29 protein-coding genes and 1 riboswitch are annotated in these 24,118 nt (G+C 41.7%); of the genes, 18 read left to right on the top strand and 11 right to left on the bottom strand.

The features are described 5' to 3' along the window. Positions 1 to 36: 36 nt before the first annotated feature. Complete coding sequence (locus tag MHI23_RS14030; protein ID WP_169510868.1) at positions 37 to 1,083, bottom strand: cytochrome d ubiquinol oxidase subunit II; 1,047 nt, start codon at positions 1,081 to 1,083, stop codon at positions 37 to 39. Positions 1,084 to 1,105: 22 nt separating this feature from the next. Further along, complete coding sequence (locus tag MHI23_RS14025) at positions 1,106 to 2,437, bottom strand: cytochrome ubiquinol oxidase subunit I (RefSeq protein ID WP_024425783.1); 1,332 nt, start codon at positions 2,435 to 2,437, stop codon at positions 1,106 to 1,108. 176 nt (positions 2,438 to 2,613) lie between these two features. Here MHI23_RS14025 and MHI23_RS14020 point away from each other — a divergent pair, with 176 nt between their 5' ends. Both MHI23_RS14020 and MHI23_RS14015 read left to right on the top strand, forming a co-directional pair. Beyond that, positions 2,614 to 2,856: a type B 50S ribosomal protein L31 gene (locus MHI23_RS14020; protein WP_024424931.1), complete on the top strand. Its 243-nt coding sequence runs from the start codon at positions 2,614 to 2,616 to the stop codon at positions 2,854 to 2,856. Positions 2,857 to 2,972: 116 nt separating this feature from the next. Continuing rightward, a protein-coding gene (locus MHI23_RS14015; RefSeq protein ID WP_098677243.1) for an IS3 family transposase occupies positions 2,973 to 4,123 on the top strand; the annotation gives its coding sequence in 2 pieces (ribosomal slippage) (positions 2,973 to 3,246 and positions 3,246 to 4,123; 1,152 coding nt in all). A 99-nt stretch (positions 4,124 to 4,222) separates the two neighbouring features. Here the strand turns inward: MHI23_RS14015 and MHI23_RS14010 are convergent. Then, the gene (locus tag MHI23_RS14010; protein ID WP_163114935.1) at positions 4,223 to 5,206 is read right to left on the bottom strand and encodes a zinc ABC transporter substrate-binding protein; all 984 of its coding nucleotides are present in this window, start codon (positions 5,204 to 5,206) and stop codon (positions 4,223 to 4,225) included. Between the two features lie 213 nt (positions 5,207 to 5,419). Between MHI23_RS14010 and MHI23_RS14005 the strand changes: the two genes are divergently transcribed. Beyond that, entirely contained in the window at positions 5,420 to 5,986 is a 567-nt protein-coding gene (locus MHI23_RS14005; RefSeq protein WP_024424929.1) for a carbonic anhydrase, read from the top strand. 1 nt (position 5,987) lies between these two features. Here MHI23_RS14005 and yidD read toward each other — a convergent pair whose 3' ends face one another. Beyond that, positions 5,988 to 6,212, bottom strand: a complete 225-nt coding sequence (gene yidD, locus MHI23_RS14000) for a membrane protein insertion efficiency factor YidD (protein ID WP_024425785.1) — start codon at positions 6,210 to 6,212, stop codon at positions 5,988 to 5,990. Positions 6,213 to 6,338: 126 nt separating this feature from the next. On the opposite strand from yidD, the gene MHI23_RS13995 reads away from it, so the two are divergent. Then, positions 6,339 to 6,812 (top strand): S-ribosylhomocysteine lyase, encoded by a 474-nt coding sequence (locus MHI23_RS13995; protein WP_003217624.1) that lies wholly within the window; start codon positions 6,339 to 6,341, stop codon positions 6,810 to 6,812. Positions 6,813 to 6,930: 118 nt separating this feature from the next. Continuing rightward, positions 6,931 to 7,368 carry a FixH family protein gene (locus tag MHI23_RS13990; RefSeq protein ID WP_024425786.1) on the top strand — a complete coding sequence of 146 codons (438 nt, stop codon included), beginning with the start codon at positions 6,931 to 6,933 and terminating at the stop codon, positions 7,366 to 7,368. 8 nt (positions 7,369 to 7,376) lie between these two features. Here the strand turns inward: MHI23_RS13990 and ytzI are convergent, their stop codons facing one another. Next, positions 7,377 to 7,523 (bottom strand): YtzI protein, encoded by a 147-nt coding sequence (ytzI, locus tag MHI23_RS13985; protein ID WP_003217544.1) that lies wholly within the window; start codon positions 7,521 to 7,523, stop codon positions 7,377 to 7,379. A gap of 131 nt (positions 7,524 to 7,654) precedes the next feature. On the opposite strand from ytzI, the gene MHI23_RS13980 reads away from it, so the two are divergent. The 4 genes from MHI23_RS13980 (at position 7,655) to MHI23_RS13965 (ending at position 9,322) form a co-directional block, all read left to right on the top strand. Then, positions 7,655 to 8,092: a Dps family protein gene (locus MHI23_RS13980; protein WP_133744337.1), complete on the top strand. Its 438-nt coding sequence runs from the start codon at positions 7,655 to 7,657 to the stop codon at positions 8,090 to 8,092. 127 nt (positions 8,093 to 8,219) lie between these two features. Continuing rightward, positions 8,220 to 8,411: a hypothetical protein gene (locus MHI23_RS13975; protein ID WP_024424925.1), complete on the top strand. Its 192-nt coding sequence runs from the start codon at positions 8,220 to 8,222 to the stop codon at positions 8,409 to 8,411. 153 nt (positions 8,412 to 8,564) lie between these two features. Continuing rightward, on the top strand, positions 8,565 to 8,969 hold the full coding sequence (locus MHI23_RS13970) for a phage holin family protein (RefSeq protein WP_024424924.1): 405 nt from the start codon (positions 8,565 to 8,567) through the stop codon (positions 8,967 to 8,969). Between the two features lie 44 nt (positions 8,970 to 9,013). Then, positions 9,014 to 9,322, top strand: a complete 309-nt coding sequence (locus tag MHI23_RS13965; protein WP_024425787.1) for a hypothetical protein — start codon at positions 9,014 to 9,016, stop codon at positions 9,320 to 9,322. A gap of 28 nt (positions 9,323 to 9,350) precedes the next feature. On the opposite strand, the gene MHI23_RS13960 is transcribed toward MHI23_RS13965, so the two are convergent. Both MHI23_RS13960 and MHI23_RS13955 read right to left on the bottom strand, forming a co-directional pair. Beyond that, on the bottom strand, positions 9,351 to 10,136 hold the full coding sequence (locus tag MHI23_RS13960; RefSeq protein ID WP_024424922.1) for an AIM24 family protein: 786 nt from the start codon (positions 10,134 to 10,136) through the stop codon (positions 9,351 to 9,353). Positions 10,137 to 10,158: 22 nt separating this feature from the next. Continuing rightward, the gene (locus tag MHI23_RS13955; protein ID WP_046312174.1) at positions 10,159 to 10,770 is read right to left on the bottom strand and encodes a TerD family protein; all 612 of its coding nucleotides are present in this window, start codon (positions 10,768 to 10,770) and stop codon (positions 10,159 to 10,161) included. Between the two features lie 248 nt (positions 10,771 to 11,018). On the opposite strand from MHI23_RS13955, the gene ytkD reads away from it, so the two are divergent. Beyond that, on the top strand, positions 11,019 to 11,495 hold the full coding sequence (ytkD, locus tag MHI23_RS13950; protein ID WP_125587604.1) for an RNA deprotection pyrophosphohydrolase: 477 nt from the start codon (positions 11,019 to 11,021) through the stop codon (positions 11,493 to 11,495). A gap of 115 nt (positions 11,496 to 11,610) precedes the next feature. Next, positions 11,611 to 12,761 (top strand): IS3 family transposase gene (locus tag MHI23_RS13945; RefSeq protein WP_149125941.1). Its coding sequence is split into 2 segments (ribosomal slippage): positions 11,611 to 11,884 and positions 11,884 to 12,761, totalling 1,152 coding nucleotides; the frame shifts between segments, so codons are not numbered across the junction. A 56-nt stretch (positions 12,762 to 12,817) separates the two neighbouring features. On the opposite strand, the gene MHI23_RS13940 is transcribed toward MHI23_RS13945, so the two are convergent. Genes MHI23_RS13940 through MHI23_RS13930 form a run of 3 tightly spaced genes read right to left on the bottom strand, consistent with a single transcriptional unit; the run spans position 12,818 to position 15,386 of the window. Beyond that, complete coding sequence (locus tag MHI23_RS13940) at positions 12,818 to 13,612, bottom strand: ABC transporter permease (RefSeq protein WP_039180873.1); 795 nt, start codon at positions 13,610 to 13,612, stop codon at positions 12,818 to 12,820. Next, on the bottom strand, positions 13,599 to 14,369 hold the full coding sequence (locus MHI23_RS13935) for an ABC transporter ATP-binding protein (protein WP_285604801.1): 771 nt from the start codon (positions 14,367 to 14,369) through the stop codon (positions 13,599 to 13,601). The genes MHI23_RS13940 and MHI23_RS13935 overlap by 14 nt, the downstream gene beginning before the upstream one ends. 15 nt (positions 14,370 to 14,384) lie before the next feature. After that, on the bottom strand, positions 14,385 to 15,386 hold the full coding sequence (locus tag MHI23_RS13930) for an ABC transporter substrate-binding protein (RefSeq protein WP_342492021.1): 1,002 nt from the start codon (positions 15,384 to 15,386) through the stop codon (positions 14,385 to 14,387). 174 nt (positions 15,387 to 15,560) lie between these two features. Here MHI23_RS13930 and MHI23_RS13925 point away from each other — a divergent pair, with 174 nt between their 5' ends. Genes MHI23_RS13925 through MHI23_RS13900 form a run of 6 tightly spaced genes read left to right on the top strand, consistent with a single transcriptional unit; the run spans position 15,561 to position 20,697 of the window. After that, a complete protein-coding gene (locus MHI23_RS13925; protein ID WP_342492020.1) occupies positions 15,561 to 16,289 on the top strand; it encodes a carotenoid biosynthesis protein in 729 nt (242 codons plus the stop codon). Then, a complete protein-coding gene (locus tag MHI23_RS13920) occupies positions 16,258 to 17,004 on the top strand; it encodes a lysophospholipid acyltransferase family protein (protein ID WP_342492019.1) in 747 nt (248 codons plus the stop codon). The genes MHI23_RS13925 and MHI23_RS13920 overlap by 32 nt, the downstream gene beginning before the upstream one ends. Further along, positions 16,989 to 18,116 (top strand): glycosyltransferase, encoded by a 1,128-nt coding sequence (locus MHI23_RS13915; protein WP_125587188.1) that lies wholly within the window; start codon positions 16,989 to 16,991, stop codon positions 18,114 to 18,116. The genes MHI23_RS13920 and MHI23_RS13915 overlap by 16 nt, the downstream gene beginning before the upstream one ends. Then, positions 18,113 to 19,594, top strand: a complete 1,482-nt coding sequence (gene crtI, locus MHI23_RS13910) for a phytoene desaturase family protein (RefSeq protein WP_125587187.1) — start codon at positions 18,113 to 18,115, stop codon at positions 19,592 to 19,594. The genes MHI23_RS13915 and crtI overlap by 4 nt, the downstream gene beginning before the upstream one ends. A gap of 26 nt (positions 19,595 to 19,620) precedes the next feature. Next, complete coding sequence (locus MHI23_RS13905) at positions 19,621 to 20,415, top strand: prolyl oligopeptidase family serine peptidase (protein WP_125587186.1); 795 nt, start codon at positions 19,621 to 19,623, stop codon at positions 20,413 to 20,415. 39 nt (positions 20,416 to 20,454) lie between these two features. Further along, positions 20,455 to 20,697 carry a DUF2584 domain-containing protein gene (locus MHI23_RS13900; RefSeq protein ID WP_025092385.1) on the top strand — a complete coding sequence of 81 codons (243 nt, stop codon included), beginning with the start codon at positions 20,455 to 20,457 and terminating at the stop codon, positions 20,695 to 20,697. A gap of 41 nt (positions 20,698 to 20,738) precedes the next feature. Here MHI23_RS13900 and pckA read toward each other — a convergent pair whose 3' ends face one another. Continuing rightward, entirely contained in the window at positions 20,739 to 22,325 is a 1,587-nt protein-coding gene (gene pckA, locus MHI23_RS13895; protein WP_024424910.1) for a phosphoenolpyruvate carboxykinase (ATP), read from the bottom strand. Positions 22,326 to 22,551: 226 nt separating this feature from the next. Continuing rightward, positions 22,552 to 22,686: riboswitch (SAM riboswitch) on the top strand. A 195-nt stretch (positions 22,687 to 22,881) separates the two neighbouring features. Between pckA and metK the strand changes: the two genes are divergently transcribed. Continuing rightward, entirely contained in the window at positions 22,882 to 24,084 is a 1,203-nt protein-coding gene (gene metK, locus MHI23_RS13890; RefSeq protein WP_342492018.1) for a methionine adenosyltransferase, read from the top strand. The last annotated feature ends 34 nt before the right edge of the window (positions 24,085 to 24,118 follow it).

The following is a 24,118-nucleotide window of genomic DNA, read 5'->3' as shown; positions in this document are numbered from 1 at the left end:
CTATAATGTAACCGAAATGAAGCTCGTCCATTCATGTTAATCTTCCTGACGAATATAGCGCTTATCCTTCATAAATAATTTCCAGAAGAAATAAAATCCGGGAAACAAGATGATAAACCCTACAATATAGGTGATAAATAATGCCCTAAATGTGACAGGGTCTGTAAATCCAGACATGATTGTAATATCTGGATAAGCCATGTAAGGCAAATGGGCACGCCCATATACATAGCTTGCTAAGAAATATTGAATGGTAATCGCAATGACGGCAAGGCGTGGTCTCCCTTTCCGATGCTTAAACCGGCTGTTTGGTAAAAATAGAGCCAGTCCTGCGAGCAGAAACATTAGGAGAGATACAAGAAGAATAGGAATGTTCTGCATCATTTTTGTGAACAGCCAATTGGCCTCGCTTCGTAATGTCAGCATGATAAAAAAGGCCATCATGAGTGAAAGTGGACCTGTAATGAGCGCCCCTCTTCTATAAATGCTGTAAGCTTCATCTTCATTAGCTACATTAGAGAAATCAGCTAAAAGCAAGGACGAAAGAAAAAGGGTGCTGAAGATGGCAAAGCCGACAAAAGAATAAACATTTGCACTTGTAAAGACCAGTCCTAGATCTAATGAGTAGACGTTGTTCTCCTGAAAGATAAAGCCACCATGGGTGATTGGGAGAACCATGATCAGGATGGACGGAATGATAAAGCCGCTGATCCCTGAAATATACGTCACCGCTTTTCGATATTTCTTAGGCAGTGAATGAGAAAACACGAGAAACCCGCTTCGCAGTGCAAGAAGCAATAATATGATGCTGCCGGGTATTAATAAAACGGTACCAAGTACAAAGGTCGCACCTGGAAACAGGCTGAACAATGCGACAACGATGGCGACAATAAAGACATTTGTCACTTCCCATGTCGGAGAAAGGTACTTATTTGCGATATTAGCGGCCTTTGTTTGTTCTCTATTCATATAAATCATCGACCAAAATCCTGCGCCGAAATCCATTGATGCCATCACTGCATAGATAAAAACGAATCCCCATAAGATGGTGATTGCAATGAGCGCATCAGTTGTAACATCCATTTGCATCAAGATCGCTCCCTTTTTAAGATTCTGTTAACCGTAGGTCTTCTTCAATCGAATGTTTTCTAAAGTAGTACGTCAGCACAATAACGGTTGCTATGCCTAAGATGAGATAGACAATGGCAAAAAGGATAAAAAGTGTCCCGATCGAGCCTGATGATGTGACAACCTCTGAGGTTTTGAGCATTCGATAAATGACCCATGGCTGGCGGCCTGTACAAGCAAAGATCCAGCCAAATTCAATAGCTAAAAGACTAAGAGGCCCGCCGAATAAGTAAAGAAAAAGGAGCCACTTCGGAAATTTGTCCCGTTTTAAAATTTTACGGTAAAGCAGCGCTAATACCGCAAATAGAATGAGCACCGATCCAATAATGACCATGCCGTTAAATAATGTGTGTATAAATAAAGGCGGCCACTCGTCACGAGGAAAATCATTTAAGCCTTTGACCACTGTATCGAAGCTATTTCCTGCCAGAAAACTGAGCGCCCAAGGAATTTCGATCGCACCTTTAATTTCCTGCGAATCAGCATCCGTAAAACCACCTATTGCAAGAGGCGCATGTGATTGCGTTTCAAATAAACCTTCAGCTCCAGCCAGCTTTTCAGGCTGATATTCATACAGAAGCTGAGCGGATTCGTGGCCATTTAAGGCTGTTAGAAAAGAGAAAAGTCCTCCGACAATGAGTCCAAGAAAAAGGGCTTTTCGATGAAATGTATAGAGTTTCTCATTTTTTCTCGTTTTGAGCATTTTAAAAGCTGCAACTGAAGCAATCACAAAAGCACCTGTTGTAAAAGCAGACAGCACAACATGTGTAGCAGTTACAGCAAAGCTTGGATTGAAAAAGGCCTTCCAAGGCTCGATATTTGTGATTTCTCCATTCACCATCTGAAAGCCGGCAGGTGTCCCTTCAAAAGCATGTACGTTTGTAATTAGAATCGCTGATGCAGCTGCACCAATGACGATAAAAATAACCGTAATGATGCGCATTGCATTTGATAGGCGATCCGCTGCGTACACATAAATAGACATAAATAATGCTTCTATAAAGAACGCATAGATTTCAATCTGGAATGGCAGTGACATGACCTTTCCGATGACCTCCATAAAACCTGGCCATAAAAGGGCAAGCTGCGTACCAGCAATAGTACCTGTTGGAATGGCGACCCCTAACAGAACAGCCTGTGCTTTTGTCCACCGCTTGGCCATGATGGCATAATGCGGGTCCTTCGTTTTTTGAAAGATGAGTTCAGCTAACAAAATCATTAGCGGGATGCCAACGCCAAGCGAGGCATAAATAATATGAAAGCCCATAGTTGTGCCGAACAGGCTTCTAGCTAAAACGAGATCAGTCAATTTTTTCTCCGCCTTTCTTATCGCTTCTCTTTTTCATGATGCTTATTATTCTCCACCATTTTTAGATTATTCTTCCTGACTAAGAAAGCTTGTTTTTTGACAAGTTGTAAAAGAGGGAGTAGAATATAAATATAAAACGTAACAATTACGTTTTATTAACGAAAGGAGTTTTGACATTGAAAAGAGATATTCATCCAACCTCACATGAAGTTGTATTTATGGACGTAAACAGCGGTTACCGCTTCTTGAGTAGATCAACAAAGACATCAAATGAGACAGTAGAGTGGGAAGATGGGAAAACGTATCCTGTCATTAAAGTAGAAACAAGCTCTGATACGCATCCTTTTTATACAGGACGTCAAAAATTCGGAGAAAAAGGCGGAAGAGCTGAGCAGTTTAAGAAAAAATATCAAATGTAATCAAAAAAGCACGCCTGATAAGGGACTGACCCCATAAGATGAGACAAATAAAAAACACCTTCAAGTTTGAAAACGGATCGTTGTAATCCGAAATAAAACATGGAGGTGTTTTTTCTATGGGGACAAGAGTGAGTTATCCGGTTGAAGTCAAACAGAAGGCTGTAGAAATGAGATTGGCAGGCGTATCAATGAAAGAGATTTTGCGGGAATTGAATATCAAAAATAAAACGCAGGTTCAGACATGGGTGAGGTGGCATAAGGCTGGGGATACACACCGGTTCGAACAGCCTGTTGGAAAACAATATACCCATAGAAAGGGTCCCGAGTACTCTTCCGAATTAGAGAGACTGCAGGCAGAAAATCGCTATCTGAGTCAACAGAATGAAGTTTTAAAAAAGTACAACGAATTGGAAAGGAAGTTGATAAGGAAACGTCAATCAAACTGGTAGAAGAATTGTGCAAAACAATGACAGTACAGGACATCTGTGTCCATTTAGGCGTCTCACGCGCTTCGTACTATAGATGGAAAAAAGATCTGACTCAGAATCATTCTAAAAAACAACTAGAGGAACAAATCGGCACGTTGTGCCGAGAGCACAAGTATCGATATGGATATCGAAAAATCACAGCCATACTAAAAATGAGGATGCATATTAACCATAAAACTGTTCAACGTATCATGCAGAAAAACCAGTGGCAGTGCCGGGTTAAAATGAAAAAGCGTAAGAAGAATGGGCAGCCCTATGCCGTGGCCGGTAATATACTGGATCGGAACTTTCAATCTGATCGCCCTCTTGAAAAACTAGTAACGGACATCACGTATTTGCCTTATGGACAGAAACAATTGTACCTTTCCAGTATATTGGATTTATATAATGGAGAAGTAATTGCGTTTACGATTGGTGATAAGCAGGACACAGACTTTATTTTAAACACACTTGATCAGCTCCCAGCACTGCCTGAAAACTGTGTGTTACATAGCGACCAAGGTTCTGTGTATACATCTTACGAGTATCAGAAAGCTGTTCATATAAAAGGCATTACCATGAGCATGTCCCGTAAAGGGACGCCCGCTGATAATGCCTCCATCGAATCGTTTCATTCCTCGCTAAAGTCTGAAACGTTCTATCTTAACAGCATTGATCGAACTACAACCAACATTGTAGAACGCACTGTCAAAGAATACATTTATTATTATAACAACATTCGTATTCAAACAAAACTAAACAACCAATCACCGATCAACTATCGGCAATTGGCTGTATAAAGGTGTTTTGATCCCTGTCTCAAAAACGGGGGTCAGTCCCTAACGGTGTGCTTTTTTTTACAGCAAAAAACCCCGGTTGATCACCCGGGGTTCAAAGCATTAATCATTTAATGCAGTTTTTAAGGTCTTTAAGTTTTGTTTCATTAAGCTGACGTAGCTTTCGCCATTTTTGACATCATCCTCAGTAATGGATTCTAGATTTTTAAGGGTCAAGCTTTTTGCCCCAATTTCACTGCGGATTGTATCTGATACTTTGCTGCTGACGTTGTTTTCAAAAATAACGTATTGAATGTGATGCTTTTCTGCTTTTTGTACAATGTTTTCGAGCTGTTTTTGTGATGGCTCCTCAGAAGCGGATAACCCTAAAACACTGATTTGCTCAATGCCATAGCGCTTTTCCCAATAACCATAAGCTGCGTGAGAAACAAGAATTTCTTTATGTTTCGCTTTAGATAACGTTGTTTTAAATTCTTGATCTAACGATTGCAAATCTTTTTTTAGATGTTCATAGTTTTTTGTGTATTCGTCTTTATGATCTGGATCTAAAGAGACGAGTGTGTCTTTAATGTTTTTCGCCATTTGCTGTGCATAAACTGGGTCTAACCATGCATGAGGGTCTTTATCTCCGTGATCGTGCCCGTCATGATCATGGTCTTCACCTTCATGGTCAAGATCTTCGCCTTCTTCATGTGCATGTTCTTCATTTGTCGATAACAATTTGATGCCTTCGGCTGCTTTGACTGTTTTCACACCTTGGTCTTTTAAAGTGGCAGCTGTTTTGGCTGCGAATGCTTCAGCCCCTGTGCCGCTGTAGATAAAGGCATCACCTTCAGCCATTTCAACCATTGTTTTTGAACTTGGTTCAAAGGTGTGTGCATCTGCATTTGCAGGATACACGCTTTGAGCATGAACGTGAGAGCCGCCAATTTTTTCAGTGAAATCTTGGAGTGGGAAGATCGTGGTGTAAACAATTAGTTTCCCGTCTGCTTTTCCTTTTGAAGCATTAGTGCCCGCGCTGCTTGAGCAAGCGGCAAGACCGATCGCGAATAAAGCAGCTGTTAAAATAAAAAAGATTTTTTTCATGTAGAAAATGTCTCCTCTCAATCTAATAGATAGAAATGATTACGATTTAATGTCCTGAGTTATTGTATCGTAATAATTACGATTTGAAAAGAGGAAAATAAAAAATTTTCATCAGCAGATGTTTCCTCTAAAAAAATAAGCTGCAAAACGTGACGAAATTTCTTACATTGTGCTATATTTATTTTTAAAAAAGATAAAGGAATGGACAAACGTATGAAACTTTTAGATGAAATCATCGAATATAATCAACAATTTATTGAAGAAAAGAAATACGAAGAATTTACAACAACAAAGTTTCCACAGAAAAAAGCTGTCATTCTATCGTGTATGGATACAAGACTTGTTGAACTGCTTCCGCGTGCCATGAACATGAAAAATGGTGATATTAAGATTGTCAAAAGTGCTGGGGCGCTTGTTTCTCATCCATTTGGAAGTATTATGCGAAGCATTTTAGTTGCTGTTTACGAATTAAATGCTGACGAGGTATATGTCATTGGGCACCATGATTGCGGGATGAGTAAAATAGACAGCCAAACACTTTTAAATAAAGCCGTTGAGCGCGGTATTCCAGAAAAACGTATTGAAGTACTGGAATACTCAGGAATTGATTTTAAACAGTGGCTCAAAAGCTTTAGTTCAGTCGAAGAGAGCGTGAAGGACAGTGTGTCTGTAGTAAAAAATCACCCGCTTCTTCCATCAGATGTACCTGTACATGGTCTTGTCATTGACCCTGGAACAGGGAAGCTTGACTTAGTTGTCAACGGATATGAAGAAAAGTAAGTTACTTTTCCTTTTTAGGCGGGACAGGATCGATGCCGCCAGGATGAAGCGGATGACATTTCAAAATCCGTTTTATGGTGAGCCAGCCGCCCTTGACCGCTCCATGCGTTTTGATTGCCTCTAGTCCATAGTTTGAGCATGTTGGATAAAACCGGCAGCTTGGCGGTGTCAGAGGGGAAATACATTTTTGATAAAAGCGTATTATGCCGATAAAAATTTGTTTCATAGAGGTTCCTCCTTGTCTGTCTTCCACAGTATAAGAAAAAAGAACAAGGAAGGAAAGTTTTATAAACTAAACTGGTCGGAGAAATATGTTATAATATAGGAAATTGCAATTATAGGAGTGGTGATTATGCCTTCAGTCGAAAGCTTTGAACTTGATCATAATGCTGTAAAAGCGCCATATGTTCGTCATTGCGGCGTTCATAAAGTGGGATCAGATGGGGAAGTAAATAAATTCGATATTCGTTTTTGTCAGCCCAACAAGCAGGCGATGAAACCTGATACGATTCATACATTAGAGCATTTGCTTGCGTTTAATATTAGAACACACTCAGAGAAATATGATCATTTTGATATCATTGATATTTCTCCAATGGGCTGCCAGACAGGCTACTATTTAGTTGTCAGTGGTGCACCAACTCCAAAAGAGATCGTTGAACTTCTTGATGCAACATTCAAGGATGCGGTTGAAGTAACAGAAATTCCTGCTGCAAACGAAGAGCAATGCGGCCAAGCGAAGCTTCATGATCTTGAAGGGGCAAAACGTTTAATGCGTTTCTGGCTTTCTCAGGATCAAGAAGAGCTTTTAAAAGTATTTGGTTAATAGAATGATGAACCGGACATTGAGATGTCCGGTTTTTTATTTGAATTCAAACAGAGATGTAAAAATAGGGGATATTTGTTAAAATGGACATGTCAGTAAAAGAAGGGGGAAACGCAGGATGCGAAAAATGTTGGGAATGATTCTGATACTCACGTTATTGAGTGCATGTGGAAACTCTGCAGCAAATAGCGGCAAAGGGGAAGTGCCTGAGCTATTAGAAGTAAAGCTCACAGGACCTGAGCAAGTGGAGAAAAATGAAAGCGTTATAGTAAAAGCAGCTGTCACATACGGTGATACGCCTGTTGATGATGCAGATGATGTTCAATTTGAAGTGTGGAAAGATGGCGACAAGGATAACAGCAAGATGATTCAGCCAAAGAAAGAAAACAAAGGTGTATACGAATTGCACACAGCCTTCAAAAAAGATGGCCTTTATATCATACAAGTCCATGTGACAGCTAAACAGCAGCATAATATGCCGAAAACGAACATCCACGTAGGTGAGGTGAAAAAAGAGAGTTCAACTACTGCAGAAGAAGAAACCTCACATCATTAAAAGCGGATTTATTTTGGATTAGGACGTTGATTTGGTTCTGCATCCTGTGGTGAATCGACTTTATGCTTATATTCATAAGCCTTCGATGTCGTCCACAATGATAAAAAGACAACGATTGAGATAATGATAAAGCTGATAATCCCAAGTAACAGCATCTAACTCCCTCCTTATTTCCATATTAACATATATTTCATGCAGTCAAAATAGAAGAAATACACGGCAGGTTTCAGTATAATAAGAAAAGGGTATTCTCATACTAAACGCAATTACATAAGGAGGAATAAATATGTCTGAACAATTATTAAACGTCGTTAATAAACAAGTAGCTGATTGGACTGTGCTTTACGTGAAATTACATAACTATCATTGGTATGTAAAGGGAAAAGATTTCTTTACACTCCATGAGAAATTTGAGGAACTATATACAGAAACAGCTACATATATTGATGATTTGGCTGAGCGTATGCTTGCTTTAAATGGACAGCCTGTTGCGACAATGAAAGAGTGCTTAGAAATTTCCAGCATTCAAGAAGCAGAAGGCAAAGAATCAGCGGAGCAAATGGTGAAAAATCTATATAATGATTTCTCCAATATCGCTGAGGAATTAAAGAAAGGAATGGAGCTGGCTGCAGAGGTTGGCGATGAAACTACAGGTGATATGCTGCTTGCGATTCATCAATCCATTGAAAAACACAACTGGATGCTTAAAGCATATTTAGGATAATACACGTATGTGAAAAGAATGTCGGTCATCAATAGACCGACATTCTTTTTTTATTGGAATAGGGACAGACAGCCCATTGAAATCATAGGGCTTTCAGCCGAAGAGAAAAGAGAAGGGAGGGAAGAAGATGTCTTCTATTGCAGGAATGATGAGTCAGCAAGTAGCGAGCATTCAAAAGACACTCAATATTAGTTTGTTGAATTCACAGCTTGCTACGAATACAGCACAAGCTATGGTGATGCTGGATCAAGTGCAGCAGCAGCCTCAAGCTGTTCAGCCAAAGGATTCAGATGCTTCATTTATTGATGTCAGAGTCTAAAAAGAGAAGTCGCCTCATGGGCGGCTTTTTTGGTCTCATTCGTCTCCCTGAATACATAACAGCGCCTTTATTTTTTGTCGTCCAAGCTATTGCGAGAATTCGGCATATACTATTGAGGTAAGGAGTTCCACTTTGAAAGGATGTTGATGCCAAGTGAGCAAGGATTTAGGCATCTTTTCGTTGGTTACAGTGAGTTTGTCGGCGATGGGCTTTCTGTTTGGTGGAGCAGGATATTTACTGATGATTTTAGTGACGTTGATGGCTATTGAATTAATTTGTTCAAGCCTAAGAGAATCTTTGACTGGGCAGCTCACAATGAAGCGGTTTTTAACGCGGCTTGTTCGAAAGGTCGTGACCGTCTCCTTAATATCTATGGCACATTTCTTCGATGTCATGCTGAAGACAAATGGGACGATTAAGGATTTAGCGATCATCTTTTATATTATTTATGAATCTTACCAAATCGTCTCGACAGCCAGAGCCCTTGGAGTTCCCATTCCACAGTTGTTTATTGATGTATTGGACATGTTGAAAAATAAATTGCGCAAAAAGCCGTAATTTCCTCATATCTGGTCATACTAAAGGCAAAAAGGATGATTCGGATGGCGAGACACACATACTATGTATCCGTACAAGATGGATCGATATCGCAGCATAGAGATGCAGCGGCTTGGCAATTTCAAATAGAAGCAGATGATGATCAAATTTTGCAGCTGAGAGACTACTTCGATGAACAGTATATGACAGATTGGAAAGGCTTCTTTCGGGCGCATGTTCCGTTTCTTGAATATCATTATGATAGTCCAAATGATGAAATGGATAGAAAAAGAAAAGAGATTTACACAATGATTTATGAGCTCGGCAATGAAGAAACAAGGAGCTTTATTGAGACAAATGGTTTGATGAATTGAAAAAGCATGTAGAGAATCTCTACATGCTTTATTTTCGCGGTTGTAAAATGCCTCCGATCAAATCACTGATCCCGCCGCCTCTATTTTCTTGCTGTGAATTGGTGAATTCATGAGAGGAGCTCTGGCTCTGAGGTTTGTAGCGATTATCATCTAAGCCCACCCGTAAGCCAGATGTGCGCTCAGATGGCTGGATAATGACGATTTGATCTTGTTCCTGAAACTCAAATAAGTAGGATTCGCCAGATGTTTGTCCAATGAAAGTTTTCCAGTTCACATCTAGTTTGACCTTCGGTGCTTTGCCTGTCCAAGCAACAATTGCGTCAGGGTCTACACGGCAGGGGGCTTTTAAAATGAGCGGATTTCCATTCGTTTTAATGGCGACTTGCGCTCCGTGCCCTTGATAAGAGAGTTTTGATGTAAACAGTCCTTTCTGTGATAAAATACCAACGCCTACTGGTGTGACGCCGTAATGGCATTCCTCAGTAAAGGCAAGTAAATCTTCACTTTCTACACTTACATGCTGCCAAGGACCGCTTGGCTCAAGATTAATCACTGTTACATGTTCGCTTGCATCCGCCAAGTAGCAAGTACCTTGTCCACTCACTTCCATCATCTCAAGGTTTTCACCTGTGAATTTTCTGCTGATATGGTTAAATACTTGGCTGACCATATTTCCTTTATTCGTTCCAAGTAATCGCTTGCGGTATTGGAAACTTCCTTGATCAGCAATCATGGCGCCTTTTTTGGCAAAAAAGATTCCGCTGCCTTCTGCTTGTAAGGTAAGTTCTTCTATCGTGTTGAAATGAAATCCCATAGGTGCCGGCTCCTTTCCTGCGTCAAGATGTAAATCCGTAGATGCGGCATAAATCATTTAAATCTAGAGTAGTCCCTTGCCCGGTCGCCGTGATTTTCCATTCCTCCTGATCTCTCGTGAGTTCAGCGCATATAATGGATGTACAATACGAATAATCCTCTGTTAACTGAAAGGTACAAATCTCTTGCTGCGAGATTTGATCCGTAAGTCGCACGTAGGCATTGGTGACTTGTCCAAAATGATGCTGGCGTTCGTGTGCATCATGTATCGTGGCTGTGACGACAATTTTATGAATATCAGGTGAGACTCTGCTTAATTGCATAATAATCATTTCATTGTCTCGATACCCTCCGCCAAATTGATGATCACCAAGATGACGAACAGCTCCATCTAAGCTTTGCTGCTGGTGATAATAGATCAGATGCTTAGGAGACAACAGCTTGTCCTCTTCATTTAAAAGAAACACTTGCGTATCTAAATCAATTGGCTGACCAGCCAGGTCCCAGCCAAGCCCGATATGAATTTGGTCGACCGCTGGATTGTCTTTTGTTAAATCTAACTTTTGCCCTTTCACGAGGTGTTTCTTGATCACCTCATGGGGTGCGTTTTGTTTTGACCCATTTTTTATACTCATGCTGATTTCCTCCTCGTTGTCATAGGACAAACACTGATTCATTTACGTTATATAGGGATAAAAGGTTTCATGATTAAAATTGGGTGAAGTTGGAGATGATAAAAAGGTTTTAGCAACAATACCTCATTTTAGATACAGACGAGTTGGAACCACTCGTTTGTTTCACTTTTGATAAAAATTCTTCAGATAAATGGGATCTGTGGTATGATGTTTTACAAGAAGCAAGGACAGGATATGAGGGATTTCACATGCATGTATTTAAAGACTATTATCATAATACGGTCAAGCTCTCTTTTGAGGAGAAGCCTTTTTCAAGTCATCCTAAGCATGTTTGGGCCATCTGCCGCTACCAAGGGAAATGGCTGCTCACTGAACATGAGGATCGGGGCTATGAGTTTCCAGGAGGGAAAGTTGAGCGGGATGAAGAAGCAGACCAAGCCGCTATACGGGAGATTCAAGAAGAGACGGGTGCTGTTGTTCGTGAATTAACGTATATTGGTCAATATCAGGTGCTGGGCAGAGAAAAGGTCATTGTCAAGAATATTTATTTCGCTGATATTGAAAAGCTAGTGAAGCAAGACACGTATTTTGAAACGAAAGGACCCGTTCTTTTCGCAGACTTGCCAAGATCCATCGCCAAAAATAAGAATTTCAGTTTTATTATGAAAGATGATGTGTTAAGACAAAGTCTTGCTTATTTAGAAAAGAACGGTTTGATTCGTTAAAAAAAGCGCAGGGTGACAATGGGACTGACCCCATAAGATGAGACAAATAAAAAACACCTTCAAGTTTGAAAACGGATCGTTGTGATCCGAAATAAAACATGGAGGTGTTTTTTCTATGGGGACAAGAGTGAGTTATCCGGTTGAAGTCAAACAGAAGGCTGTAGAAATGAGATTGGCAGGCGTATCAATGAAAGAGATTTTGCGGGAATTGAATATCAAAAATAAAACGCAGGTTCAGACATGGGTGAGGTGGCATAAGGCTGGGGATACACACCGGTTCGAACAGCCTGTTGGAAAACAATATACCCATAGAAAGGGTCCCGAGTACTCTTCCGAATTAGAGAGACTGCAGGCAGAAAATCGCTATCTGAGTCAACAGAATGAAGTTTTAAAAAAGTACAACGAATTGGAAAGGAAGTTGATAAGGAAACGTCAATCAAACTGGTAGAAGAATTGTGCAAAACAATGACAGTACAGGACATCTGTGTCCATTTAGGCGTCTCACGCGCTTCGTACTATAGATGGAAAAAGAATCTGAATCAGAATCATTCTAAAAGACAACTAGAGAAACAAATCGGCACGTTGTGCCGAGAGCACAAGTATCGATATGGATACCGAAAAATCACAGCCTTACTAAAAGTGAGAATGCTTATTAACCATAAAACTGTTCAACGTATCATGCAGAAAAACCAGTGGCAGTGCCGGGTTAAAATGAAAAAGCGTAAGAAAAATGGGCAGCCCTATGCTGTGGCTGGTAATATACTGGATCGGAACTTTCAGTCTGATCGCCCTCTTGAAAAACTAGTAACGGACATCACGTATTTGCCTTATGGACAGAAACAATTGTACCTTTCCAGTATATTGGATTTATATAATGGAGAAGTGATTGCGTTTACGATTGGTGATAAGCAGGACACAGACTTTATTTTAAACACACTTGATCAGCTCCCAGCACTGCCTGAAAACTGTGTGTTACATAGCGACCAAGGTTCTGTGTATACATCTTACGAGTATCAGAAAGCTGTTCATATAAAAGGCATTACCATGAGCATGTCCCGTAAAGGGACGCCCGCTGATAATGCCTCCATCGAATCGTTTCATTCCTCGCTAAAGTCTGAAACGTTCTATCTTAACAGCATTGATCGAACTACGACCACCATCGTAGAACGCACTGTCAAAGAATACATTTATTATTATAACAACATTCGTATTCAAACAAAACTAAACAACCAATCACCGATCAACTATCGGCAATTGGCTGTATAAAGGTGTTTTGATCCCTGTCTCAAAAACGGGGGTCAGTCCCCAATCCCTGTGCTTTTTTATTTTTGAAGAAAGCGGCGTTCGAGCCATTCCACAAGCTGGTACATGATAGTCGCAAATACGGCAATAATGAAAAGACTTAAGAACACGAGTGTAAAATTGAAGACTTGAAAGCCGTAAATGATCATGTAGCCGAGCCCTTTTGAGGAAACAAGAAATTCCCCTACAATAACCCCAACCCAAGAAAGGCCGACATTGACTTTGATCGCAGAAATCATCGTTGGAATACTAGCTGGCAAAATGACCTCGCGAAAGACGACGCTTTTTTTCGCACCAAAGGTTTTCATCACCTTTAAATAATTCTCATCGACCTCTTGAAACGCTGTATAAATGACGATCGTCGTAATGATCACACTAATGATTGCGCCCATGGCAACGATACTGATCATGCCAGGCCCAAGGGCAACAATTAAAATCGGGGCGAGGGCAACTTTTGGCATGGCATTTAAAATGACTAAATAAGGATCAAGAACGTTTGCCAGGCGGGTGGACCACCATAAGGCGGCAGCAAGCAAAATGCCGCAAAAGGTACCAAGTAGAAATCCGAGTACTGTTTCAAATAATGTAATACTCATATGATTCACTAAAGACCCATCGGATATTTTTTGTACAAACAATTGGCAGACCGCTGATGGTGAACTAAATATCAGTGGATCGATGAGACGAAAATGACTGGCAAGCTCCCAAAGCGAAAAGAAGCTGGCGAAAATAATGAACTGATAGATTCGGGTCATGCGCTTTTCCATTCGGTATTTTTTTCGATAGGCTTCATGTAAAAGGTCACTGTGTTTCAACGGTTTTCAGCTCCTTCCAAATCGTTTGAAAGAGCTCTTGGAAACTCTGGGTCTGTCTTGCTTTAAAAGGAGAAAGAGTCCTCAGATCCTCTGGAACGGTAAAAATCCGCTGAATCGAGCCAGGATGCTTTGAGAATAAGAAAATGCGATCACTCATCGCAATGGCTTCGCCAATGTCATGTGTCACAAGAACCGCTGTTTTTTGATAGTTTTTGAGTGTATGAAAGACGAGATCCTCTAAAGTGAGTTTGGTTTGGTAGTCTAGAGCTGAAAAGGGTTCGTCTAGTAAAAGCAGACCGGGATTCACTGCAAGCGTTCGGGCGAGAGCCGCACGCTGCCTCATACCGCCTGACAGCTCTTTCGGGTATTTTTCCTCTACATCATGAAGGCCAAGCTTAGGCAGTAAGCCAAGAGCGGCGGAGGTGGCTTCATGTGAATCTTGTTTGGTAATTTTCAACCCGAGAATGATATTTTCCTTGATGGTTTTCCAAGGGAACAAATAATCCTGCTGGAGCATGTAGCCGATTTGATGCTCCTTTTGATTCGGTTCTTTTCCTTCGATTAAAATTCGGCCTTCAGAAGGCGGCGTTATTCCTGCAATGATAGACAGCAGGGTGGTTTTTCCGCACCCACTGGGACCAATAAATGAGATAAATTCTCCTTGGTCTATCTCCATATTGATGTGCTGTATGGCCGTTGTTTTTTCTTTTAAAGAGAAGTACGTGTGGGTCACATGGTCAATTTGAAGGAAAGACATGTGCTACCTCCTATTCTATTTATGTTCTGTGACCTTCTTTGCAATGGATGAATCGACAAGTTGTTTATACGGGATAAATTTCGGCAATTCATCGCTCTCCTTCATAATTTCCTGCAATTTGTTCCATTCCTCTTCATTCAGAAGGGGGTCTGTTGCATAGGAGTCCTGCTGTTTGTAACGTTTAATGGCTGTTGATAAGACATCAAGTGCTGTGTCAGGAAAATGAGATCGAATGGTTTTGGCAATCTCCTCCGGCTGCTTGGCTTCCACCCATTTCTGCGCTTTGTAAATGGCACGAGTGAAGGCTTCTGCTGTCTCTTTGTTTTCCTCTAAGTAACTTTTCTTTGCCATGAAGGTGGTATACGGCACCTTTCCGGAAGCCTCTCCAAAGGAGGCGGTGATGTACCCTTTGCCTTCTTTTTCAATTAAGGATGCTGTCGGTTCGAATAACTGCACAAAATCGCCAGTTCCAGAGGAGAAAGCACCTGAAATATTGGCAAAATCAATATTTTGAATCATGCGGAGATCCTTTTTTACATCAATGCCTTCCTTTTTCAGGACATATTCACCGACCATTTGCGGCATGCCGCCTTTCCGCTGTCCAAGAAAGTCTTTTCCTTTTAATTGATCCCAAGAGAATTCGCTCACTTTCTCCCTTGAAACAAGAAATGTACCGTCTGTTTGTGTCAGCTGTGCAAAGTTGATGACAGAGTCTTTTGTGTCTTGAGCCTCTACATAGATAGAGGATTCAGATCCGGTCAGGGCGATATCTGCACCGCCGGATAAGAGAGCTGTCATCGTTTTATCACCGCCCCAAGTCGTTTTTAATTCAACCTCTAGCCCTTCTTCTTTGAAGAAATCCTCAGATAAGGCAACATATAGCGGAGCATAAAAAACCGAATGGGTCACCTCGGCTACTTGTACGGTCTGCTCTTGTTCTTTTTTACAGGCGACAAATGGAATAAAGAGCAGGACAACGACGATGAATGCCAGTCTGACTTTGATGGAACGATTCAAGAGTAATTCGCCTCCTTTGTTCTAGATCACTAATTAAAGTATGTCAAAAGGGATTTTTGGTGAGTGCCTAGATGAAAATAAGAAGCGCATTGTTTATTTATAGAACGTGTCTTTTTTTCTATACTAGGAGCATGAATACTTTCTTGAATTTGGAAGAAATAAAGGGGCGATTTCGTGTATAGAGTGAGTTGGGTATTTCTTGGATGGTATTTAGTAGGACTCATATTAATGGTCTCTTTTGAAGTGCCAGCATGGCTTCAGTTTGCAAATGGCATTTTCCTTGTGCTGTATGCCTTCTGTGTGATAGAAATTGGGCGAAATATTTATGGGTCATGGGGATTTGTGATCAAAAGGGCAGCTATTGTCGGGGTGCTGACATTTACGGTTGAATGGATAGGGATCACAACTGGTTTTCCTTTCGGGGGCTATGACTATTATCCGACGTTAGGTTTTCTAGTGGCAGGGGTGCCTTTAACCATTGCTTTTGCATGGGTTGGTGTGTTTTTAAACAGCCTTTTTTTAGCTAATCAGCAGTCGAAATGGAAACGAGCTGTCGAAACGGGGATATGGATTGTCTTGCTTGACCTCATATTAGACCCAGTAGCGGCTGAACGGAAATTTTGGGTGTGGTATGACGGCGGTGGTTTTTATGGTATTCCTTTTGAGAATTTTGTGAGCTGGGGTATGATTGGAGCAGGACTTTCCTTTCTCTTCCCGCTTGTTCAGATTGATCAAAAGGCTCTGAGCTGGACGAGCCGTATTTATCAGGCAATGGTGTTCTTTTTTGGTGTGCTGGCATTAAAGGGCGGGCTCGATGTCATTTTTTATTTAGCACTGATCATTGTTATTTTGTGTGAAGGAAGGGTTCAATTTGAAAGAAAGCGACAAAAGCCGATCGTTTAGACGTATATTTTCTCTTTATCTTGAGCGGTATTTACTTCATAAACATTTCCGCTCTGTGATGATGAAAGGCACTGTGGACCCAAACGAGAAGCTGCCTGTTCTTTATATCGCCAATCATAGCTCATGGTGGGATGGACTGATCATCTTTCTTTTAACAGAAAAAGCGTCCGAACTCGATCATTATATGATGATGGAAGAGAAACAGCTGAAGCAATATGCCTTTTTCCGAAAGCTTGGTGCCTTTCCGGTTCAGAAAAAGAATCTGAAAAGTGTGAAGCAAGCATTAATGACGGCAAAAGAGAACATGCAGGCTGGCGGGGCTGTATGGCTTTTTCCACAGGGGAAAATCATGCATCAGGATATGCGGCCGCTTGAATTGGAGGGCGGGGCTTCATTTTTAGTGAGACAATTTGAGCAAGTTGTCGTGAAGCCTGTGACCTTGCATTATACATTTAATCAATTTCAAAAGCCGACAGTATCTGCTTTGTTTGGTGAAGATACCTTAGTATGTGGCGGAGAACTACGAAGCAAGGACGTGACGCATCTGCTTAGAGATCTGCTTGAAACGCAGCTAAACGCACATCAAGCACAGGTCATCGCAGATCCTGATTTTACAACTAATCAAGAATTTAGACAGATGACGAGGACAAGTCAGTCAACAAGTGATGCGTTTGATTCCTTTAAAAAGTGGGTGAAAACATGGCGGTCTTCTTAACCGTAATCAGTGTACTCTTGCTCTGTCAGTTTATTTTCACCATATGGAATATGAAGCAGCTTCCTGTTTTAAAGCCAGCATCCATTTCGCCTGATGAACTTATTTCATTATCAATTCTGATTCCAGCGAGAAATGAGGAAAAACGAATAGAAGCCTGTCTTCAGTCGATCGTTGATCAACGTCTTTACCCGAAAGAGCTCATCATCCTTGATGACCATTCGACAGATCAGACAAGAGCGATGGTGGAGCGGTTCGCAGAAAAATACCCGTGGATCCGAGTCCAGTCAGGTCAGCCATTAAAGCGGGGCTGGCTTGGTAAATCATATGCCTGCTCTCAGCTCGCTGAGGCAGCAGTTTCTGACTGGCTGCTATTTTTAGATGCGGATGTCCGGTTAAAAAGAGGGGCAGTTGAATCAGTATACAAGCAGTTATGTATGCAAAAAACGGGCATGCTGTCAGGTTTTCCAGAACAAAAAACAGGTACATTTTTTGAGCATCTTGTCGTTCCTATGATGATGTTTACCATTGGCTGTCATCTGCCAGTGAAATGGGTAAGAAAATCTAAGAACCCGGCTTTTGCCGCAGCACATGGCGGCTTTATTGCCATTGAAAAGAATTGTTATCACGACATTGGCGGGCATGAAGCGATCAAGGATTCACTCGTTGATGATATGGCCTTGGCTAGACGGGTGAAGGAAAAAGGCTTTCCGTTCACACTTGCAAGCATTCATCCATTTGTGTATATGAGAATGTATGAAAGTGGACAAGAGGTTTGGGAAGGTTACCGGAAAAATTTATTCCCAGGTGTGAATCGAAGCATTGCTTTGTTGAGCAGTGTCTTTTGTTTATACACCCTCCTTTATTTGGTTCCTGTCATTTGTTTCATGATCGCATTGTTTCAGCTGGATGTTTTGAGCATATGCTTAGCCATTCTTTGCTATGGGCTGGGTGTATCGATTAAAGCGGCAATTGATACTGAAAATGGGCGGACATCTGCGAAGGCTTTTTTATTGCCGGTCAGTATTTTAAGCCTGATCGCCATTGGCTTTGCTTCTATGAAAATCGGTCTGAAAAAAGAAGGGTATGAATGGAAAGGGAGAAGGTACGAATGAAAAAAGTGATCATCATCGGCGGTGGACTTGGCGGATTATCAGCCGCGATCCGTCTACAGTCACGCGGGGTTCAGGTCACCATTTTAGAAAAAGAAGCGGCTTTAGGGGGGAAATTGCAGCGCCATCACGAGGCAGGCTACTCTTTTGATTTAGGACCGAGCACCATTACAATGAAGGCCTATTTTGAAGAAGTGTTTACATCCTGTCATAGACGGATGGAGGATTATGTGACCTTTTATCCGATTTCTCCGCTGACCAAAAATATTTTTCCAGATGGACATACGGTCGAGTTTACGCCGAATATTGAGCAAATGGAATCACAAATTGCTGCATTCAGTCCTGAAGATGCGAAGCAATACCGCGCATTTTTACAGGAATCAAAGACGCTTTTTCAAAAGGCAGAGGAGCAGTTTTTAAATCGTTTGTTATTGAGCTGGAAGGATAAGGCGGATGTAAAGCTGATGAAAGCACTTCTTGCTGTCAAACCATTCACATCGGTTCAGCGCCTGCTGCGTCAATATTTCCGTCATCCCCATACATTGGCGATGTTTGGACGGTATGCCACTTATATTGGCTCTTCTCCCTACGAGGCGCCGGCTATTTTTAATATGATGGCGTATTTAGAAGGAGAGAAAGGGATTTATGGAATACAGGGCGGTACATATCGTTTAGTTGAGGCATTTGAGACGCTGGCAAAAGAATTAGGCGTTCAGATTTACCTCAATGAACAAGTGAACAAGATTCATGTGAAGGATCGGCGCATCAAAGGAGTAGAGACGGATCAGCAGATGTATGAGGCAGATCAAGTCATTGCAGGAGCAGATGCGCTGACTGTATACCGTCATCTCATAGATGAAAAAGACCGTCCTCGTTTTATAAATCAAAAACTGTCTGGCATTGAACCGTCGTTGTCGGGCTTTGCTCTCTTATTAGGGGTACCTAAAGTCTATGAACAGCTGGTCCATCACAATGTGTTTTTCCCTGAGGATTATGAGCAGGAATTCAAGGATATTTTTCAGAAAAAACAACTGCCTCAAGACCCGACACTTTACATATGCTATTCAGGCCATTCAGAACCAGCTTTAAGCGGAGGACCGGGAAGAAGCAATCTGTTTGTACTGGCCAATGCACCTTATGTGACAAAAGAGCAAGATTGGGACATGCTAAAGGAGACATATCGTCAGCATGTAAAAAACAAATTAATGGAAAAAGGTCTTTTTGATTTGGATGAGCTTATTGAATATGAAGCGGTTCAAACCCCGCTTGATCTGCAGCAGAAAACGGGGGCATATCGTGGAGCCATTTATGGCATGTCTTCAAACTCGTTCAAACAGGCGTTTTTTCGCATCAATAATCAGTCAAAAGATATTGAAGGACTTTGGTTTGTTGGAGGAACAAGTCATCCAGGCGGCGGCACGCCGATGGTGACAAAATCAGGCCAGCTTGTCGCAGAAGCGATGCTGAAGCAATGGACGTAATCAAAGATGAAAAGGAGAGAAATCGAGTGATTGTGGAAAAAAGAAGGTTTCCGTCGCCCCATCCGCATATTCACTTATATACAGTGACCTATGAGGCAGATGGACTTCGGATGAAAGGGCTGCTCGCTGAACCGGCCGGAGAAGGTTTCTACGACGGCTTTTTGTATTTACGTGGCGGCATTAAAAATGTGGGGATGGTCAGACCTGGCCGGATTGTGCAATTTGCCGCGCAGGGCTTTGTCGTCTTTGCTCCCTTTTACCGAGGAAACCAAGGAGGCGAAGGGAACGAAGATTTTGCCGGAGAAGATCGAAAAGATGCGTTCGCTGCCTTTCAGCTGTTAAAACAGCACAAAAAAGTGAAGAAGGACCGCATTCATATCTTTGGTTTTTCGCGAGGCGGTATTATGGGCATTTGGACCGCTGTTGAAATGAAACAGGAGGCGGCTTCCTTTGTCACATGGGGAGGCGTCAGTGACATGAAACTGACTTATGAAGAGCGTGTGGATATGAGACGGATGATGAAGCGTGTGATTGGCGGACCGCCGCATAAGGTGCCAGAGGCATATGAGAACAGAACCCCTTTAAATGAGGTAGACAAAATTGAAGCACCTGTCCTTATCATCCACGGAGAAGAAGATCAAAATGTATCGATTGAGCATGCGTATTTGTTAGAAGATGCGCTGCGCCAGCACGGAAAGTCTGTGGAGACATGGTATTTCCACGGATACAACCACTATTTCCCGCCGCAGCATAATCGAGAAATTGTGAGAAGGCTGACCACATGGATGCACAGCCGAAAAAGCGGAAATGTGGTAAAATAATCAGTATAACGAAATATAGAAAGTAGGGGGATTTTCATTATGGGAATGCCTGTTGAATTTAATACAATGATTGTCACAAAGGGAAAAGAGACAAGAATTGAAGAAAATGTATTTGAACTCATGAAGGATGGATACCGCATTTATCCATTAAATATTCCACTTGAGGTGCGCAAAACGAAAGACGGAGAAAAAACTGGGACAGCACATGTTGAAAAGCTGGAGCTGACAGACAATGTCACGAAGGTGACGTACCGTCTTGTGTCATTGCATTCAACCAACTAAAAAAGCTGAGGGATTGAATTTCCTCAGCTTTTTTCATTTGGTTATACGAGTGGTCCGCCTTTGGCTTCAATGTCACTTGCCGCGTGGCTGAATTTTTGGAAGTTCTTTTTAAATTCATTGGCAAGGAAGTGTGCTTTTTCTTGATAAGCCTCTTGGTCATCCCATGTTTTAGCAGGTTGAAGCACTTCATCTGGTACACCAGGAATATGAAGCGGGATGTGTAAGCCAAAGATGTCATCAGTAATCATCTCGGCATTGTCAAGGTCACCTTCGATTGCTGCCTGCACCATTGCTCTTGTATGAGCGAGATTCATTCGTTTGCCTGTACCATAGCCACCGCCAGTCCAGCCTGTATTCACAAGGAATACTTTAGCACCGTGCTCATCAATCTTTTTGCCAAGCATTTCAGCATAGACGTGAGCTGGAAGCGGAAGGAATGGTGAACCGAAGCAAGTAGAGAATGTCGTTTCTGGTGATGTGACACCGCGCTCAGTTCCAGCTAATTTACTTGTGTACCCGCTCAAGAAATGGTACATTGCCTGCTCTTTTGTTAAACGGCTGATTGGAGGTAAGACGCCAAACGCATCAGCTGTTAAAAAGACAATAGCAGATGGATGTCCTGCGATACTTGGTTTCACGATGTTATCAATCATTTCGATTGGGTAAGCAGCGCGTGTATTTTCAGTAAAGAAGGTATCATCGTAATCCGCTTCACGTGTTTCTTCATCAAGCACAACGTTCTCAAGAACTGATCCGAAGCTGATCGCTTTGTAGATCTGCGGTTCTTTTTCTTCACTTAAGTTCACACATTTCGCATAGCATCCGCCCTCGATATTGAAGACCCCTGTGCCAGACCAGCCGTGTTCATCGTCTCCGATCAGCTTGCGGCTTGCGCTTGCAGAAAGCGTCGTTTTCCCCGTACCTGAAAGTCCGAAGAATAGGGCCACATCGCCTTCTTGACCTACGTTTGCTGAGCAGTGCATGGATAAAATGTCTTGCTCAGGAAGCAGGTAGTTCATCACAGAGAAAATGGACTTTTTCATTTCTCCTGCATATTCTGTTCCACCGATAAGAATCGTGCGTTTTTCAAAAGAAACGATGATAAACGTTTCAGAGTTTGTGCCATCTGTTGCAGGATCTGCTTTAAAGTGCGGTGCAGATAAGATGGTGAAAGGTTTTTCGTTTGAAGAAGGTGTTGACCCGTCAGGTCTGATAAATAGCTGCTTGGCAAAAAGATTGTGCCATGCGAATTCGTTTACAACTGTAATCGGCATACGATATCTTTCATCAGCGCCTGCAAACCCTTCAAAGACGAATAGTTCATCACGTTCTTTTAAGTATGACACAACCTTTGTATATAAACGGTCAAATGCTTCTTTGGAGATCGGCTGGTTTACTTGACCCCAATCGATTTTATGTTCAGAGCTTTCTTCTTTGACGATAAATTTATCTTTAGGCGAACGTCCTGTATAGGCTCCAGTTGTGGCGCGGACAGCTCCAGTTGATGTTAAAACGCCTTCATTACGTGCCAAAATCTTTTCAACAAGTTTCGGAACAGATAAATTTTGGTGCGTATTTTCTAATGAGAGCAATGACTGCAAATCTTCTTTTAAATCCACTGAGTTCATAAAAAAACCCTTCCTTTACCGTTGAATTTGTTTGTTTCGATTAGTATAACACATTAATAATAATAGTCTATACTATTTAAAAATTTTTGTGTGTGTTTTTTCATTTCTGCTATGAAAATATGCTTTTTGGTGATGCTAATGGTGAGGAGAAAAAAGAGGGAGATAATTCTTATGAAGCATTGACATGACGCAAGGGTTTAAGATAAGATATCTTATTGAACGGATACTCTTATCCCGAGTTGGTGGAGGGACAGGCCCGATGAAGCCCAGCAACCGGTTTCTTATGAAAAAGGCATGAAAATGCTGAGAAACCAAGGTGCTAACCTGATGCAAGGTACAAGAACACCTTGAGCGATAAGAGTGAAAGGCATGCGATCTCAGACCCTTTCCTCGCAATGAAGGAAATGGTTTTTTTATTTTTGGGATATCATATGAACAAATTGCCAATAACATCTCTAATATAAACGTTTTCAAATATAAGAGGGAACGAGTTCCGTATCATATTGGAGGCCTCATCTTGGGATGATGTGGTCTTGTACAGGAGGAAATAGCCATTATGAGTCAAAATCGTCGTTTATTTACTTCAGAATCAGTGACAGAAGGACATCCGGATAAAATCTGTGATCAAATTTCAGACAGCATTTTGGATGAAATTTTAAAGAAAGATCCAAATGCACGTGTTGCCTGTGAAACTTCTGTTACAACCGGTCTCGTATTAGTAAGCGGTGAAATTACAACGTCTACTTATGTCGATATTCCAAAGACGGTGCGTGACACAATTAAGGAAATTGGCTACACACGTGCGAAATATGGTTTTGATGCGGAAACATGTGCGGTACTTACATCAATTGATGAACAGTCTGCTGATATTGCGCAAGGTGTAGACAAAGCGCTTGAAGCACGTGAAGGAACAATGACTGAAGAAGAAATTGATGCGATTGGTGCAGGTGACCAAGGATTGATGTTTGGTTTTGCTAACAACGAAACCGAAGAGCTCATGCCGCTGCCAATTTCACTAGCGCATAAATTATCTCGCCGTTTAACAGAAGTACGCAAGAATGAAACACTTGCATACCTTCGTCCAGACGGAAAAACACAAGTCACAGTTGAATATGATGAGCAAAACAAACCAGTTCGTATTGACACAGTGGTTATTTCTACGCAGCATGCACCAGAAGTGACGCTTGAACGAATTCAAAGTGACTTAAAAGAGCATGTCATCAGTCCTGTCGTTCCAAGTGAACTGATTGATGAACAGACAAAATACTTTATTAACCCAACTGGCCGTTTCGTGATCGGTGGACCTCAAGGGGATGCTGGTTTAACTGGACGTAAAATCATCGTTGATACGTATGGCGGGTACGCTCGTCATGGCGGCGGTGCTTTCTCAGGTAAGGATGCAACGAAGGTTGACCGTTCTGCGGCATACGCTGCACGTTACGTAGCGAAAAACATCGTAGCTGCCGGCCTTGCAGATTCTTGTGAAGTACAGCTTGCTTATGCAATTGGTGTTGCACAGCCTGTATCGATTTCAATTGATACATTCGGAACAGGAAAAGCTTCTGAAGAAAAATTAATTGAAGTGGTTCGTGCAAACTTTGATCTTCGTCCAGCTGGCATTATTAAAATGCTTGACCTGCGCCGTCCGATCTACAAACAAACAGCTGCATACGGGCATTTCGGCCGTCACGACTTAGATCTTCCGTGGGAAAAAACGGATAAAGCCGATACACTTCGCAAAGAAGCATTGGGACAATAACAACATAAAAAACCGCTTATTTTAAGCGGTTTTC

Source organism: Bacillus sp. FSL M7-0003 (assembly GCF_038628485.1).
Taxonomy (GTDB): domain Bacteria; phylum Bacillota; class Bacilli; order Bacillales; family Bacillaceae; genus Bacillus; species Bacillus safensis.
The sequence above is the reverse complement of the archived record's forward strand: the minus strand, read 5'-3'. Positions and strand labels throughout refer to the sequence as shown.